The following is a 16,455-nucleotide window of genomic DNA, read 5'->3' as shown; positions in this document are numbered from 1 at the left end:
GACCCGATAACGCGCGATCGGGTCATTCAGGATTAATTTTGCTTATCGTATGCTTCAATAATTTTCGCAACAAGCGGATGTCTGACCACGTCTGTCTGGTCCAGTTCAATCACAGAAATGCCGTCGATTTCTTTCAGCATCTCTCTCGCTACTGCAAGTCCCGATTTGACGCCTTTCGGCAGATCAATTTGGCTAACGTCACCTGTAATGATCATTTTAGAGCCAAAACCCAGTCTCGTCAAAAACATTTTCATTTGGGCAGGCGTAGTGTTCTGTGCTTCATCAAGTATAACATAGGCATCATCAAGCGTCCGGCCTCTCATATAAGCGAGCGGAGCGATTTCAATAACTCCTCTTTCCAGCAGACGTTCTGTATGATCTGTTCCAAGCACATCATGAAGAGCGTCATACAGCGGGCGCAAATAAGGATCTACTTTCTCTTTCAGGTCACCTGGTAAAAAACCGAGGCTTTCACCGGCTTCTACGGCAGGTCTTGTTAAAATGATTTTTTTAATATGTCCGTTTTTCAATGCGTGGACTGCTTTTACGACAGCAAGATACGTTTTTCCGGTTCCAGCCGGGCCAATACCGAATACAAGATCATTTCGTTTCATGGCTGCTACGTATTCCCGCTGTCCCATGGTTTTCACACGGATCGATTTGCCTTTTGCGTTTTTTGTAATTTCTTCTTCATACATGCTTTCAAAATATTCAAGCTCATTCTTTTTTGCCATTTTGATGGCGTAAATCACATCACGTTCAGAGATCTCTATCCCCTTGCGAATTAATGCGAGAAGTGATTCCAGCAGCCTGTCGGCAATCTGAAACGATTCTTCACCGCCTGAAATATAAATCGTTTCGCCTCGCGTAATGATATTTACATCCAGATCTTTCTCCATCAGTGTCAAAAAAGAATCTTGATTCCCGAACAGTGAAAGCGCCTCGTCCGGGCTTTTCAGTTTTTGATTAATCGCAAGTAAATGTTCTGTCATTCTTCAGTCTCCCTGACAATAGGTGTGGTTTGAACGATATCTTCTATAACTTGGTAGAGAATAATCAACTTTACTTTACCATTCTCGACTGTCTGGTGCAAAACTTTTTCACTTTTCACCTCGCCGTCCTCGCCTATTTTATTCTCTACATCCTGTTTACCCATTTTGATTCCTTCTTGAACTGCTTCTTCTTCCGTATATTTTCGCAAAGCCTCTTCACTTTCTCTCGTTTGCTCTCTGATATAAGAAACAGGGAGCTCCAAACCGAGAAAATGAAGCGAATGCTTCTCTTGTTCTGTTTTTGGATGTTTTAATTCCTCTTTTTTAAACGTCATTCCCCAGATCGGGAAAGCCCATGAGCCAAAAGAAAGCTTGTGCTTTGTCCTTACTTTGCCCGTATAGACGTTAAATAATGTTTCAAGTGGCACTGTTACTTCAGATCTGTACCAGGTCTCACCGTAAATTTCAGCTTTAGAGGCGACTTCCTGCTGCTCATCTTCGCTTCCGATTAAGCCGGAGACAAGCATTTGTCCCTTTTCCACATGATCATGAATTGCGGCCATGGGCTGTCCTTTCTGCACAAACATTCTTGTAATGGTTGCTTTCTTTTTGGCGACAATGTGGCGCGGACTGGCATACTTTTCTTTTTCCGGCTCATTTTTCTCCACAACTTTCATATGGATGGTCGTGCCTTTCAAATCGACTCCGACCCAAGTGATATTGTCTATTCCGTTGGTTAACGATTTTTGTATTTTTTCGGGAGACTGCATTAAAAACTGCAATCGCCCTTTTTGGACGCCTATTCCCTTCAGATGCTGCATCATTTGGTGCTCCGTTTCAGGCTTTGCGCCAGTCACTTCAATTTTCCACACCATATTGGAGAGCAAAAATAAAAGGATAAAAAAAAGCGCAAAACCAATGGTAAATCCTAAATTCAGCTTGGATTTCAGCAATAAGAACGGGAATCCTTTTCGATTGATAAAACGGGCTTTACAGTCAAATTCTCTCCTGACACGCCGAAAGGCATGTACATCCTGAAGCTGTATATATAACAAGACGGCTTCTTTCTTTTTTTTCAGATGAAAGATCGGAATCCCTCTTCTTGTGCATTCATTAAGGAGCCGTTCAATGCCTCGTCCCGTCACTTCAAGCTGGACCTTACCCTCAAAAAAAGACAGCCATTTATTTTTCACAACATTTCCCCCTCGGCTTTATGACTCAACATATCGAACGACATCAATCGTACCCTCCAAAAGTATTTCTTCCGGAAGAATCGCTTTGATCACAAAGTTTTCTCCTGATATGATGCACTGGCCCTGCTTCAGCATCAGCCTCACTTCATTCTCACTGAACAGCAGAAGGCCTCTGTGGTTTTCTATGTAGATATGAAGTCTGCCGACCATTGTTATCCGCGGCAGATCCATCATAACGTCCGGGGGAATTTCCAATGCTCTTGTCAGCCAAGCTTTTAAACGATTCTTTCTATGCCCCATACAAAAAGAACCCCCTTTCATCTCATATGTATGATTTGAAAGAGGGTTCTAACACTTAATTTTTGCGGGCTGCACGCATTGTGTGATGAGGTTTTTTTGCCCTTGGCGGACCGAATACTTCGCCTAAGACAATGCCTTGCACCACAGTGTCTTTATTGACCTGTAGCAGTTTTTGCTTGGTGTACACCGCTTTATTTTTGGCGGCAGTAAGATCCCGCTCAAGCCCTTTCAGGTTTCTTTCTGTTTCCTTTCGTCTTTCTTCAGCTTCTTGTCTCATCTGTTCCAAGCGGTTTGGAATAGGAGCAGGCGTTTCTTTAGCTGATTGTTTATTCTGAACAGAAGCAGGTTTCATGGTCTGCGGCTTTTTTCTTTTTTGATTTTGATTGTTTTTTTCTTCTTCTTTTTTCACTTTGCCGAAAATCGTGGAAATAATTCCGATAATCACTGCAATAACAAGCGGATTCGTCAGTATATCTTCCATCAATATTCTCCCTTCTGCATAGAGAGATTATGATTTGCGGTCTTCATCCGATTGGTCTTTCGTTAATTTACCGAATGAATCACGCATATCTGTGTCTGCATCAATGTTTTTAATATTCATGTAGTCCATGACGCCGATATTTCCTTCGCGAAGCGCTTCGGCCATCGCAAGCGGCACTTCCGCTTCGGCTTCAACCACTTTAGCTCGCATTTCTTCTACACGTGCGCGCATTTCCTGTTCTTGAGCAACAGCCATTGCACGACGTTCTTCGGCTTTGGCCTGAGCAATATTTTTATCGGCCTCTGCCTGATCCGTCTGCAAGATCGCCCCGATGTTTTTACCAATGTCAACATCAGCAATATCAATCGAAAGAATTTCAAAGGCTGTGCCTGAATCCAGGCCTTTACCGAGAACTGTTTGAGAAATCATATCAGGGTTCTCCAGCACTTTTTTGTGGTTTTCGGATGAACCGATTGTAGAGACGATCCCTTCGCCTACACGGGCTACAATCGTTTCCTCACCAGCACCCCCGACGAGGCGGTCAATATTGGCTCTTACTGTAATTCTCGCTTTCGCCTTCACTTCAATTCCGTCCATGGCAACACCCGCAATAAATGGTGTTTCAATGACCTTCGGATTAACGCTCATTTGCACGGCTTCCAATACATCACGGCCGGCAAGGTCGATGGCAGCACAGCGTTCAAATGTAAGCTCAATATTGGCGCGCTGAGCTGCAATAAGTGCGTTAACGACTCTATCTACATTCCCTCCGGCAAGATAGTGGCTTTCAAGCTGGTTTGTTCCAACGTCGAGTCCCGCTTTATGCGCTTTAATTAACGGATTAACTACCCGGTTCGGTATGACGCGGCGAAGCCTCATCCCTACTAAAGTGAAAATGCTGATTTTAACTCCGGCTGCTAAAGCTGAAATCCAGAGCATAACTGGTACAAATGTAAAAAATACAGCTAAAACAATGATCCCTACTACAACAATAGCCAGTATCATTAATGTTGATGGGTCCATGCTACTTCTCCTCGTTTCTGTTTAAATTTCTCTCACGACAATGCGCGAGCCTTCCACTTTGATTACTTTTACTTTTTTATCTTTCGCTGTAAATGATCCTTCTGATACCACATCAAGACGTTCGTCATCAATAATGACGGTTCCCGCGGGACGCAACGGCGTAAAGGTCACGCCCTCCTTGCCAATTAAGTCCGTGCGCGTTTGATTTGATACATAACCGCTCTCTGTATTTGTAGAATCATTTAATATAAGTTTCTTAAAGAATTTCATACGCTTTCCCAACACCCTTGTCAGTAAAATGAAAGCTGTAATGGAAACAGCTGAGGCGATCAAGAGAGAAACCGCCATGACTGTGAAGCTTCCCGCGGCCAAAAATAAGCTCGCAACAATTGCTCCCAAGCCAAGTAAACCAATAATTCCTCCGGGGAGGAATATCTCCATCAGGATCAGAATCACCCCTGCTATAAAGAGGAGAACCGTTTCATATCCGGCAAGACCCGCTGCAAGATGTCCGTAAAAAAACAGGATCAAAGCAATAAATCCGGCTGTTCCAGGCAGACCGACACCTGGAGAAAAAAGCTCAACAGTAAGGCCTAAGAAGGCAATTGTCAATAAAATAGGAACAACAATCGGACTGGTCAGCCACCTCACTGCCTTCTCTGCAAAGCTTTCCTCGGCATAGCTGATATGTGCATTTTCGTATCCAAGCTTCTTCACAAGCGCGGAAAGATTGTTAACGGTTCCTTCCGAATAGCCTACGTCAACAGCTTTTTCTGCATTCAGCGTAAGCAGATCTCCCTTCGGCGCGCCCGCTTCTTTTGCATCTACATCAGGGTCTGCCATGGCACGCGCATATTTTGGATCACGGTTGTTTTTTGCTGCGGCATCTTCCAGCTCCGCAAGCCAAAATGATTCAGCTTTTTTGTCAGCAGCATTACCTTTACCGTCAATGATCGCCGCGGCTCCCATTTTTCCTCCTGGTGCCATATAAATGGCGTCAGCCTGTAACGCGATATATGCACCAGCAGACAATGCCCGTTTGTTTACATAAGCAGTTATCGGAATATCCGTTTCGTTGATCGTGTCCGCTATATCAATAGCTGATTTCACCAGTCCTCCCGGCGTGTTAATATCAAGAATAATATGGTTTGCATGCGCAGCCTCTGCATCTTGTAGCGAACGCGACAAAAAGGAGGCGAGACCCTGTTCGACATTTTTTTCAACGGGAATGACGTAGACGGTTTGTTTTTCTGCTTTTGTGTGCAGCTGAACTCCTAATAATGATAGTAGAAATATGCTCAAAAGAGCCGCTCGGAATCCTTTTGTTTGAAGCAAGGGCGATGTATCCCTCCTTCCTCGTATAATAAGTGCCTTCTCTTCATACGTAACAAATGTATCAAAGGTTTCATTTTTTTATGTATAAAAAAAGACATCTCTCTTAGAAAGATGTCCTTTTCTTCGCCATTTAAGACAGTTGACTGCTAACAAGTTTATTAATTAAACTTCCGTCAGCTTTACCTTTTACTTTAGGCATAATTGCCCCCATCACTTTGCCCATGTCCGCTTTTGAGCTCGCACCGACCTCAGCGATGGTTTCATTTACGATTGTACGCAGCTCTTCTTCTGATAGCTGCTGTGGTAAATAAACTTCTAAAATGTCCAGCTCTTTTTGAACTTTATCTACTAAATCTAAACGATTAGCGTTTGAAAATTCCTGGAGGGAGTCTTTACGTTGCTTAAGTTCACGAGAAAGGACAGTGAGTTCCTCATCCTCGGTCAAACTGTCTTTCTTAAGCTTAATTGCTTCGTTTTGAAGTGAAGCCTTAACCATTCGAACGACAGTCAGTTTGTCTTTCTCACGGCTTTTCATATATAGCTTCATATCTTGGTTAAGTCGCTCAAGAAGACTCATAAATCCACCCTCTTTTAGAATTTGCGTTTTCTAGCAGCTTCAGACTTTTTCTTGCGCTTTACGCTAGGTTTTTCATAAAATTCACGCTTTCTTGCTTCTTGCAAAGTACCTGTCTTTGATACACTGCGTTTGAAGCGACGAAGAGCATCTTCAAGCGATTCGTTTTTTCTAACGACCGTTTTTGACATTCTCTTTCCCTCCCTCCGAATACACCAATCGACTACCTTTAAGTTACACATATAAACATGTACTTTGACATTATAATATAAGCCTTCAGTCAGGTCAACTAAGTGCGTTCACTTTTCCGTCATGAGCGGGACTGCCTGTCTATATAATGATAGAAAGGGGTTGGTGAATAAAATGTTGCTTCTGATTAGTTTTACTGCTCTTATCTTATTCTTTCTCGCAGGGATGAACATGCTTCGGAAAGGTTTAATTTCGCTGACGTATTCAAAAATTGAAGAGCAGCTGCTGATTTTTACGGATCATCCGTTAAAGGCATTTCTTATCAGTATTGTTTTTACAGGATTTCTCCAAAGCAGCTCCGCCTTTATGGTAATTGTCATCGGATTTGTGAGTGCGGGCGCCCTTTCTTTCAAACGGACAATACCGATGATTCTTGGAACAAATATCGGGTCTACCTTTACAACCGAATTTCTTGCAATCAAAATGGATGTGTTGATTTGGATTCTTTTGATTGTCGGTTTGCTGTTTTTTCTGACTGGCAGGTATCCGTTCAAACAGCTGGGGACAAGCTTCCTCGGACTGGGGATTATCTTTTTTTGCATCACAGGCTTCAGCCGCCTTGCAGAACCGCTTACTCAGCTGAAAACGGGAGCAGGCATACTTCATCATGTGAACGACTCAAACTGGGCTGCTTTGTTTATCGGCATGGTGTTAACTGCTATCATCCACTCAAGTTCTGTCTGCATCGGCATTTTAATGAGCTTTATGAATGAAGGCGTTATCGGACTGACACAGGCAATGAGCGTTGTGCTTGGGTCAAACATCGGGACATGCATTACAGCTGTCATGGCTGCTGTATCCGGCGGATATGCGGCAAAACAGACAGCGTGCGCCCATGTTTTGTTTAACGTGATCGGCGTAGCAATTGTATACCCGTTTTTGGCGGCAGCGACCGGCTTTGTTGAACAGCTCTCGGCTGACCCTGCCCAAAGAATTGCCCATTTCAGTCTGCTATTTAATGTTGTATCAGCTCTCTTATTTTTGCCGCTTACCAACTTGTTTTACAGCCTTATCAAATGGCTTATCCCAGTTAAAAACTGAACATAAAAAACCGGCACATTTAGATGCACCGGTTTTTTTAGGTTAAGAAGACATACGCATTTGTTCTGTTATGTCATCCTCAACAACACGGACAAACTGTCCTTCGTTGTATGGATAGCCTGCTTTTAGTATTTTTACTTTCACGATTTTGCCGATCATGTCTTCCGTGCCCTTGAAAACAACTTTCATGTAGTTGTCTGTGTAGCCGACATACATGTTTTCTTCATCTGATTCTTTAAATGCTTCCTCAGGGATAATTTCGAGGACTTCATTTTCATAATCAGAGGCATATTCCTTCGCAAGCTGGTCAGAAAGTGCAATCAAGCGGTGTACACGTTCATTTTTGACGTTTTCATCCACTTGGTCTTCCATCCGCGCAGCTGGCGTTCCCGTACGTTTGCTGTAAGGAAACACATGAAGTTCAGAGAATCTGTTTTCTTTAATAAAGTTATAGGTTTCCATAAATTCTTCTTCTGTTTCGCCAGGGAAGCCTACAATGACATCGGAGGTTACGGCTAAGCCCGGAAGTGCTTTTTTCAGTTTATTTAAACGGTCAGCGAAAAATTCCATCGTGTATTTGCGTCTCATCCGTTTAAGCACTGTGTTTGACCCGGATTGAATCGGAATGTGCAAATGGCGCACAATCTTATCTGAACGGTCTAAAACTTCAATTACTTCGTCTGTGATCTGGCTTGCCTCGATGGACGAAATTCTGATCCGTTTCACGCCTTGAACACGGGCGTCAAGTTCTCTCAAAAGCTTGGCAAAGTTGTAATCTTTCATATCTTCACCGTAGCCGCCTGTATGAATACCAGTAAGTACGATTTCTTTATAACCCGCATCAACAAGCTGCTGTGCTTGTTTAATGACTTCCTCCGGGTCACGTGAACGGAGAAGTCCGCGCGCCCACGGAATGATACAGAACGTGCAGAAGTTATTGCAGCCTTCCTGTATTTTTAATGACGCTCTTGTCCGGTCTGTGAAAGCAGGTACATCAAGCTCTTCATATACTCTAGCTTTCATAATGTTGCTGACGCCATTGATCGGCTGACGCTCTTCACGATATTGATCGATGTAGCCGAGCATTTTTTCACGATCCTGAGTTCCGACTACAATGTCAACGCCCGGGATTGCCATAATCTCCGCTGGCGAGGTTTGCGCATAACAGCCTGTGACGCAGATGACGCCGTCAGGATTTTGACGAATGGCGCGTCTGATCACTTGGCGGCTTTTTTTATCTCCCGTATTTGTTACTGTACATGTATTAATGACATATACGTCAGCTGTTTGTTCAAAGTCTCTTCTTTCATAGCCCGCATCTTTGAAAAGCTGCCAGATTGCTTCTGTTTCATAATGATTGACTTTGCAGCCAAGCGTATGGAACGCAACAGTTGCCATTATTAATCACCTCTTAATAACTCTGTATGATAAGAAATCGCGCTCAGCGCGTATAGCGGAGCGGTTTCTGTTCTTAAAATTCTCGGTCCGAGGCCGCACGGAACAGCGTTTTTCGCCGTGAGCCGCTCAACCTCCGCTTCTGTTAAACCGCCTTCGGGACCGAATACGATCAAAAGGGATGATCCTTTCGGAAGGCTGCTTACAACTGCGCTGAACGAGCTTGTTTCTCCTTGCTTCGATGACTCTTCGTATGCAACGACACATTTATCGAAATTGTGCACCTTGTCAAGAAGCTGCTGAAAGGAATGGATATCCAGCACTTGCGGCACTTCGTTTCGGTACGATTGCTCCGCCGCTTCCTTCGCAATTTTTGTCCATCTTTCCCGCTTTTTCTTCGCTTTCTTGTCATCCAGCTTGACAACAGAACGTGCGGCTTGCAGAGGAATAAAGGCATGAGCTCCCAGCTCAGTCCCCTTTTGGATAATCCATTCCAGTTTATCCCCTTTCGGGAGGCCGCTTGCAATATAAACCTTTATCGGAAGCTCTCTGTTTTCATTCGTCCATTCTATCATAAGACAGGACACTTTTTCTTTGGAAACAGATTGAAGTTCACATTTTGCTTCGAAGCCATCCTGAGAGCAGCAGATAATTTGGTCTCCCTCGTTCATTCTCATGACATTGACAATATGATGAACATCTTCTCCGGTAATTGAAATAGCCGGCGCTTCCTCCATTTGCTGCTTCGTGAGCTCGATAAAATATCGTTGCATACGCTGTGACACCTACTAACTGTTATTTTTTCGCAATAATGCTGACCCAATCTTCCATTGAGAGGATTTCCACAATGGTAAAACCAGCCTGTTCCAATGCTTCTTTTACCTCTTGCTTTTTTTGGCCGATAATTCCTGAAGTAATAAAGTGCCCGCCGTCTTTCAGCAGATGATAGGCCTGTGAAGTAAAACGAAGGATAACTTCAGCCAAAATGTTGGCAACGATCACATCATGTTCTCCTGAAATCCCGTCTAACAAATTATTTTGTTTGACTTGAGCTATATCGCTAACCTTGTTTAACTTCAAATTGAGACGTGCGCTTTCTACAGCAACGGGATCAAGATCATAGGCATGAACCGATTCAGCCTCAAGCATTGCAGCCGCAATACTTAAAATTCCGGAGCCTGTGCCTACATCAATCACTTTATCACCCTTTTGCACAAAGCGTTCAAGCGCCTGAATACAAAGTACGGTTGTCGGGTGTGTGCCTGTTCCGAATGCCATTCCCGGGTCCATTTCAATAATCAGCTCATCCGTATGTACCGGCGTATATTCCTCCCACGTTGGTACAATCGTAAACTTTTCAGAAATTTTCACAGGATGGTAATACTTTTTCCAGGCAGTCGCCCATTCCTCTTCGTTCACTTCGGAAATGGTGATATGGTTTCTGCCCAAATCAATATCATAAAGAAGCAGATTATTAATTGTTTCTTTAATGCCATCTACCGTTTCTCCAAGAAAGCTGTTGACCGGCAGATACGCTTTGACAATGACACCCTCGTTCGGATAATCATTGGGGTCGAGCTGGTAGATTTCCCCGTATACATTCTCACGTTCTTTAATTAAATCAAGCGGGTCCTCTATCACAACCCCACTCGCACCAGCTTCATGCAAAATATTTGAGATAGGTTCGACCGCTTCATGTGTTGTGTGAATGCTTAATTCGGACCATTTCAAAACTACCAACTCCTCATCCAATAATTAATCGCCTTTAAACGCGCGTTTTACCTTATCAAAGAAACTCATTTCCTGTTCATCAGGCAGGTTTCCGCTGACTTCGGCAAATTCACGGATAATATCTTTTTGTTTATCTGTCAAGTTTGTCGGCGTGACAACGCGGACGACGATATGCTGGTCACCCTGTCCATAGCCTCTGACATTTTGAACGCCTTTGCCTCTTAATCTGAACTTTGTTCCTGTTTGTGTACCGGCAGGGATTTTCAATTTCACTTTCCCGTGAAGCGTCGGAACTTCCACTTCATCTCCAAGAGCGGCTTGAGCAAACGTTAACGGCATTTCACAGTAAATATCATCTCCGTCGCGCTCAAAGAATTCGTGGGCGCGCACGTGGAATACGACAAATAAATCCCCTGCAGGGCCGCCGTTTACGCCTGGTTCACCCTGTCCTGAGAGACGCAGCTGCTGCCCGTCATCTACACCGGCAGGAATTGTGACGTTGATTTTTTTGCGTTTTTTGATTTTTCCTTTGCCGCCGCAATCCGCACATTTGTTTTTAATGATTTTACCCGTACCTTCGCAGTGGTGGCACACTCGTCTGTTGACAACTTTTCCAAACGGCGTGTTTTGCTCCACATTTAGCTGGCCGGAGCCTCCGCAGTGCGAGCACGTTTCCGGTTTTGTACCAGGTTTTGCCCCTGAGCCTTTACATGTATCGCACGTTTCCTCACGCGGAATCTCGATGGTCGTTTCTTTTCCGAAAACGGCGTCCTCAAATGACAGAGTCATCGTATATTGCAAATCCGCCCCTTGACGCGGTGCATTTGGATCTCTTCGTCTAGTGCCGCCGCCGAAAATACTTGAGAAAATATCATCGAAACCAAAACCGCCGAAGTCGCCGCCGCCAAAACCGCCGCCGCCGAAGCCTTGGTTAGGATCAGTATGGCCAAATTGGTCGTAATGAGACCGTTTTTGATCATCAGACAGCGTTTCGTATGCTTCTTTGACTTCTTTAAACTTTTCATCTGATCCGGCTTCTTTGTTAATGTCAGGATGATATTTTTTCGACAGCTTTCGATAAGCCTTTTTTATTTCATCCTTTGAAGCGCTCTTACTTACACCCAGCACTTCATAGTAATCACGCTTACTCATCTACTTCACTCTCCCGAATTTCTCACATAAATTAGATTGTATCATTTTGAATTATGATTTTTCAATTCCTTTTATCCCGGGCAAGAAAAAAAGTCAAAGCCAAGAGATGCCTGACTTTGACTTTCTAACCATTGAATCAGATTATGAAATGTGTTCTTTTTGCCAGTCCCAGAAGCGGGACTGACCCTAAAAAGAACTTATTTTTTGTTTTGATCGTCGTTTACTTCTTCGTATTCAGCGTCGACAACGTTGTCATCCGCTTTGCCTTCAGCGTTTTCTCCGCCTTGAGCTTGCTGTGCCTTAGCAGCTTCTTCATAAAGCTTCATAGAAAGCTCTTGAACGATTGTTTGAAGCTCATCTTTTTTCGCTTTGATCTCTTCAAATTCGTTTTTCTCAATTGCTGCTTTTAAAGCATCTTTGGCATCGTTGGCTTTTTTCACTTGTTCTTCGTCCACTTTGCCTTCTAGATCTTTTAATGTTTTCTCAGTTTGGAAAACAAGCTGATCTGCTTCGTTGCGGACTTCGATTTCTTCTTTTTTCTTCGCATCAGCGTCAGCATTTTCTTCCGCCTCTTTTACCATGCGTTCGATCTCATCATCAGAAAGACCTGAAGAAGATTTGATTGTGATATTTTGTTCTTTTCCTGTGCCTAAGTCTTTTGCTCTTACGTTTACGATACCGTTTTTGTCAATATCGAAGGAAACTTCGATTTGAGGCACGCCGCGCGGTGCTGGCGGGATATCAGTAAGCTGGAAGCGGCCGAGTGTTTTGTTGTCGGCAGACATTGGGCGCTCACCTTGAAGAACATGGATATCAACAGCTGTTTGGTTATCAGCAGCAGTTGAGAACACTTGTGATTTGCTTGTCGGAATTGTTGTGTTGCGGTCGATCAGTTTTGTGAATACGCCGCCCATTGTTTCAATACCGAGAGAAAGCGGTGTAACGTCAAGAAGAACTACGTCTTTTACATCACCAGTGATAACGCCGCCCTGAATTGCAGCACCAAGCGCTACAACTTCATCCGGGTTTACGCCTTTATGTGCTTCTTTTCCAGTTTCTTTTTTGATTGCTTCTTGTACGGCAGGGATACGAGTTGATCCGCCGACAAGGATGACTTTGTCGATTTCGCTTGCAGAAAGTCCTGCATCTTGAAGCGCTTGACGGACAGGGCCCATTGTGCGCTCTACTAAATGAGAAGAAAGCTCTTCGAATTTAGCGCGAGTTAATGTCAGTTCAAGGTGAAGCGGTCCTGCTTCTCCAGCTGTGATAAACGGTAAAGAAATTTGCGTAGAAGATACGCCGGAAAGATCTTTTTTCGCTTTTTCAGCTGCGTCTTTCAAACGCTGTAGCGCCATTTTATCTTTAGACAGATCAATGCCGTTTTCTTTTTTGAATTCAGATACAAGGTGATCGATGATGACTTGGTCAAAATCGTCCCCGCCTAGACGATTGTCGCCGGCAGTTGAACGAACTTCAAACACACCGTCGCCCAGCTCAAGGATGGAAACGTCGAATGTACCGCCGCCAAGGTCGTATACTAGGATCGTTTGATCTTCATCTGTTTTATCAAGTCCGTATGCAAGCGCTGCTGCAGTCGGCTCGTTGATGATACGTTCTACTTCAAGACCTGCGATTTTACCAGCGTCTTTTGTCGCTTGACGCTCAGCATCGTTAAAGTATGCAGGAACTGTGATAACTGCTTTTGATACTGTTTCGCCAAGATAGCTTTCAGCGTATGATTTAAGGTGTTGAAGGATGATAGCAGACACTTCTTGAGGAGTGTAATCTTTTCCTTCAATCTCAACTTTATAATCTGTACCCATATGGCGTTTAACAGACATAATGGTGTTAGGGTTTGTAATAGATTGGCGTTTAGCCACTTCCCCTACTTGGCGTTCGCCGTTTTTGAACGCAACAACAGATGGAGTTGTGCGGTTCCCTTCAGCGTTAGCAATGACTTTAGGCTCGCCGCCTTCAAGCACTGCCACACATGAGTTTGTTGTACCTAAGTCGATTCCGATAACTTTACTCACTTGAATAACCTCCTGCTATGTAATTATTGATTCACTTTTACCATGGAAGGGCGAATGACGCGATCCTTCAGCTTGTAGCCTTTTTGCATTTCCTCAACGACAATGTTGGAGCCGTAGTTTTCATCCTCAGCCTGCATAACGGCTTGGTGAAGGTTCGGATCAAATTCCTGTCCTACAGCTTCGATTGCTTCTACACCTTCTTTTTTCAAGGCTTCAACGAGCTGGCGGTGGACCATTTCCATTCCTTGGAGCAAACTTTTCGTCTGTTCATTGTCGGCTTCAACATGAAGCGCTCTTTCAAAGCTGTCAAGAGCTGGCAGCAATTCAGTAACGATGTTTTGAGAACGGTATTTCTGGGACGCTTCCATTTCTAAACGGCTGCGTCGTTTATAGTTTTCAAAGTCTGCTTGAACACGCAAAAGTTTGTTTTCCTTTTCCTCAAGCAAACCTTGCAATTCGTTAATTTGATTTTGAAGAAGTTCGCTTTCGTTTGTTTCTTCCTGCTGTTCTTCAGCGGCAGCTTGTTCTTCGATTACTTCTTGTTCTTCTGTTTCGTTTTGTTCCGCGGTTTGTTTTTCTTCTGACATTGTGTTCACCTCCCTCAAAAGTGTAAGGAGAAGGGCGGGTGATGCCCTTCGATAAAATTTGCCAATTTTCCCTTATTCATCATACAAACTTGTTAATGCTTTTGACAAGTCTGAAGTCACATGCTGAAGCAGACTGACGACCCTTGAATAATTCATGCGGGTTGGTCCAATGATCGCAATTGAGCCTATTTGCTTCTTATCTACTGAATATGAGGCAGTAATCAGGCTGCAGTTTTCCATCTCTTCATAGTCGTTTTCTTTTCCGATCTTAATCGAAATGCCCGTATCTGAAGATTGGACAAGCTTCAACACGTCCTGCTCCTTTTCAATCAGAGAAAGCAACGACCGCACTCTCCCGATATCATGGAACTCCGGCTGGTTCAGCATATTGATTTTCCCGCCGAAAAACAATTTTTCAACGTGACTTGTCGAATGAAATGTTGAACGCAGCGCTTCAAGTATGTTGTCATAGTTCTTAATGTGCTGCCTTAAGTACATGACAACTTCTTTAAAAATGCGTTCATTCAGTTCATCCATCGGAACACCGGTTAAACGGTCGTTCAGTATATTTACCAGCTTTTCAATATCAGACAGATCCATTTTGGTTGGAAAATTAATCGTTTTGTTTTCCACATGCCCCGTATTGGTAACGAGAATGGCTACCGCTTTATCGGGCTGAATCGGTATGATTTGAATCTGTTTAAGATAATTCTCGCTCAGGGTCGGCCCGAGCACGATAGACGTATAATTCGTAAGATCGGACAAAATTTGTGCTGATTTTTGAACTGTCTTTTCCAGCTCGAATATTTTTTCTTTGAAGATCGAGTGGATTTGGTCTAGGTCGGTTTTTGTCAGTTTGACGGGCGACAGCAAATGATCAACATAGTACCGGTACCCTTTTTCCGACGGAACACGTCCTGAGGAAGAGTGGGTTTTCTCAATGAAGCCCAGTTCTTCCAAGTCAGCCATCTCGTTTCTTATTGTTGCAGAGCTAAATGTGATTTCATCTTTTTTCGAAAGAGTTCTTGATCCGACGGGCTGCGCCGATTTAATAAAATCGTTGATTATGACCTGAAGGATCAGCAGCTGACGATTGGTTAACATCATCATCACCTCTGTTAGCACTCTCAACAAGCGAGTGCTAAATCTATAACAAAAGTATCAAACCACAAGAAAAATGTCAATTATAACTCACCCAAAAAAGCGCCAAAAACTTCATTACCCAATAATTTTCCCTGATGAGACAAACAAACGGCTGACTCCGTGTTGAGAATCAGTCCCTTTTCAGAAAGCTCTTTTAAAATGCCGGGAAAAAGTTTATCAAGAGAACGGCCGTATTTCTCCGCAAACCGTTTTTTGCTGACTCCGGATGTTTTTCTTAACCCTAAAAACATCTCTTCTTCAATTTGTTCTTCCATCGTCACTTCATGTGTATCCCGATAAGGAAAACCTTTTTCAGCTATCAGGTCAATGTAATGTTTGACAGGTCCGACGTTTACTGTTCGAATTCCCCCGATATACCCGTGGGCTCCTGCTCCGAAGCCGAAATATTCCTCGTTGCTCCAGTACGTCAGGTTGTGCTTAGATTCCATGCCTTGTTTCGCAAAATTGCTGATTTCATATTGGTGAATACCGGCCTTTTCCATCCGGCTCATCACCGTTTCGTACATCTCGGCTTCCTGTTCCTGCGCCGGCAGATGAAGCCGCCCTTTTTGCATCAAATTATAAAATACCGTTTTCGGTTCTACAATGAGAGAGTAAACGGAATAATGCTCTGCGTTCAGGGATAAAGCAGTTTTTAAAGAGTGGTCAAGGTGTTTAAGCGTTTGTCCGGGAAGACCGAACATCAAATCGAGACTGATATTTTCAAAACCAATTTCCCTTGCACGTTCAAAAGAGGCAAATACGTCTTTTTGTTTATGCACCCGTCCGATTTTTTCTAGAAGGTCGTCTTCGAATGTTTGCACACCGAAGCTTAAACGATTAACGCCCGCTTCCTTGAGTATTTTCAGTTTTTCTGCCGATAGGTCGTCCGGGTTCGCTTCAACAGCGAACTCTATTAAGGCGCCTGAAGGCTTCAGCACACGGCTGACCATGTCCATTAATTTTTCGAGCTGGTCTTCAGAGAGGGATGTCGGCGTGCCTCCTCCGATAAAAATCGTATGCAGATCAGGCTGCCCCGTTTTTTCTATCGTATTTATCATTTCCTTCTCGAGTGCGTTTAAATACTCGCCGACAGGCTGGCTTTGAATAAAATATTTATTGAAATCGCAGTAGTGGCAAATATGCTCACAAAATGGAATATGGATATAAGCTGATTTCAATGTATTCACCTTCTTTAAAGAAAGAAGCCGCAGTACAGGACTGCG

At 43.6% G+C, this 16,455-nt stretch carries 17 protein-coding genes; 1 reads left to right on the top strand and 16 read right to left on the bottom strand.

The features are described 5' to 3' along the window. Positions 1 to 32: 32 nt before the first annotated feature. From LJF29_RS02535 to rpsU, 8 genes are all read right to left on the bottom strand, one after another. The gene (locus tag LJF29_RS02535; protein WP_229146815.1) at positions 33 to 992 is read right to left on the bottom strand and encodes a PhoH family protein; all 960 of its coding nucleotides are present in this window, start codon (positions 990 to 992) and stop codon (positions 33 to 35) included. Continuing rightward, on the bottom strand, positions 989 to 2,185 hold the full coding sequence (gene yqfD / locus LJF29_RS02530; protein WP_229146814.1) for a sporulation protein YqfD: 1,197 nt from the start codon (positions 2,183 to 2,185) through the stop codon (positions 989 to 991). Before yqfD ends, LJF29_RS02535 begins: the two co-directional genes overlap by 4 nt. An 18-nt stretch (positions 2,186 to 2,203) precedes the next feature. Beyond that, positions 2,204 to 2,485: a sporulation protein YqfC gene (yqfC, locus tag LJF29_RS02525; RefSeq protein WP_010334985.1), complete on the bottom strand. Its 282-nt coding sequence runs from the start codon at positions 2,483 to 2,485 to the stop codon at positions 2,204 to 2,206. Positions 2,486 to 2,540: 55 nt separating this feature from the next. Continuing rightward, positions 2,541 to 2,966 (bottom strand): hypothetical protein, encoded by a 426-nt coding sequence (locus LJF29_RS02520; protein WP_168748266.1) that lies wholly within the window; start codon positions 2,964 to 2,966, stop codon positions 2,541 to 2,543. 27 nt (positions 2,967 to 2,993) lie between these two features. Beyond that, positions 2,994 to 3,989, bottom strand: a complete 996-nt coding sequence (gene floA, locus LJF29_RS02515; protein ID WP_010334987.1) for a flotillin-like protein FloA — start codon at positions 3,987 to 3,989, stop codon at positions 2,994 to 2,996. Between the two features lie 21 nt (positions 3,990 to 4,010). Then, entirely contained in the window at positions 4,011 to 5,324 is a 1,314-nt protein-coding gene (locus LJF29_RS02510; protein ID WP_229146813.1) for an NfeD family protein, read from the bottom strand. A gap of 130 nt (positions 5,325 to 5,454) precedes the next feature. Then, positions 5,455 to 5,901: a GatB/YqeY domain-containing protein gene (locus tag LJF29_RS02505; protein ID WP_010334989.1), complete on the bottom strand. Its 447-nt coding sequence runs from the start codon at positions 5,899 to 5,901 to the stop codon at positions 5,455 to 5,457. Between the two features lie 14 nt (positions 5,902 to 5,915). Then, positions 5,916 to 6,089 carry a 30S ribosomal protein S21 gene (gene rpsU, locus LJF29_RS02500; protein WP_003152957.1) on the bottom strand — a complete coding sequence of 58 codons (174 nt, stop codon included), beginning with the start codon at positions 6,087 to 6,089 and terminating at the stop codon, positions 5,916 to 5,918. 172 nt (positions 6,090 to 6,261) lie between these two features. On the opposite strand from rpsU, the gene LJF29_RS02495 reads away from it, so the two are divergent. Next, positions 6,262 to 7,188 carry a Na/Pi symporter gene (locus LJF29_RS02495; protein ID WP_229146811.1) on the top strand — a complete coding sequence of 309 codons (927 nt, stop codon included), beginning with the start codon at positions 6,262 to 6,264 and terminating at the stop codon, positions 7,186 to 7,188. Positions 7,189 to 7,230: 42 nt separating this feature from the next. Here LJF29_RS02495 and mtaB read toward each other — a convergent pair whose 3' ends face one another. The 8 genes from mtaB to hemW form a co-directional block, all read right to left on the bottom strand. Continuing rightward, positions 7,231 to 8,586 (bottom strand): tRNA (N(6)-L-threonylcarbamoyladenosine(37)-C(2))-methylthiotransferase MtaB, encoded by a 1,356-nt coding sequence (gene mtaB, locus LJF29_RS02490; RefSeq protein ID WP_010334991.1) that lies wholly within the window; start codon positions 8,584 to 8,586, stop codon positions 7,231 to 7,233. Between the two features lie 2 nt (positions 8,587 to 8,588). After that, the gene (locus LJF29_RS02485) at positions 8,589 to 9,356 is read right to left on the bottom strand and encodes a 16S rRNA (uracil(1498)-N(3))-methyltransferase (RefSeq protein WP_229146809.1); all 768 of its coding nucleotides are present in this window, start codon (positions 9,354 to 9,356) and stop codon (positions 8,589 to 8,591) included. Between the two features lie 22 nt (positions 9,357 to 9,378). Continuing rightward, positions 9,379 to 10,314 carry a 50S ribosomal protein L11 methyltransferase gene (prmA, locus tag LJF29_RS02480; protein WP_168748270.1) on the bottom strand — a complete coding sequence of 312 codons (936 nt, stop codon included), beginning with the start codon at positions 10,312 to 10,314 and terminating at the stop codon, positions 9,379 to 9,381. Between the two features lie 24 nt (positions 10,315 to 10,338). Continuing rightward, positions 10,339 to 11,466: a molecular chaperone DnaJ gene (gene dnaJ / locus LJF29_RS02475; RefSeq protein ID WP_010334994.1), complete on the bottom strand. Its 1,128-nt coding sequence runs from the start codon at positions 11,464 to 11,466 to the stop codon at positions 10,339 to 10,341. Positions 11,467 to 11,663: 197 nt separating this feature from the next. Next, positions 11,664 to 13,499 (bottom strand): molecular chaperone DnaK, encoded by a 1,836-nt coding sequence (dnaK, locus tag LJF29_RS02470; protein WP_010334995.1) that lies wholly within the window; start codon positions 13,497 to 13,499, stop codon positions 11,664 to 11,666. Between the two features lie 23 nt (positions 13,500 to 13,522). Beyond that, the gene (grpE, locus tag LJF29_RS02465) at positions 13,523 to 14,086 is read right to left on the bottom strand and encodes a nucleotide exchange factor GrpE (protein WP_010334996.1); all 564 of its coding nucleotides are present in this window, start codon (positions 14,084 to 14,086) and stop codon (positions 13,523 to 13,525) included. Positions 14,087 to 14,158: 72 nt separating this feature from the next. Then, the gene (gene hrcA, locus LJF29_RS02460) at positions 14,159 to 15,190 is read right to left on the bottom strand and encodes a heat-inducible transcriptional repressor HrcA (protein ID WP_010334997.1); all 1,032 of its coding nucleotides are present in this window, start codon (positions 15,188 to 15,190) and stop codon (positions 14,159 to 14,161) included. Between the two features lie 80 nt (positions 15,191 to 15,270). After that, entirely contained in the window at positions 15,271 to 16,410 is a 1,140-nt protein-coding gene (hemW, locus tag LJF29_RS02455) for a radical SAM family heme chaperone HemW (protein ID WP_229146808.1), read from the bottom strand. Positions 16,411 to 16,455 lie beyond the last annotated feature (45 nt).

Origin of the sequence: Bacillus sp. LBG-1-113 (genome assembly GCF_020708615.1) — a bacterium.
Classification (GTDB): Bacteria; Bacillota; Bacilli; order Bacillales; family Bacillaceae; genus Bacillus; species Bacillus mojavensis.
Note: the sequence above shows the minus strand (reverse complement) of the source record. Positions and strands in the feature narration are given on the sequence as shown.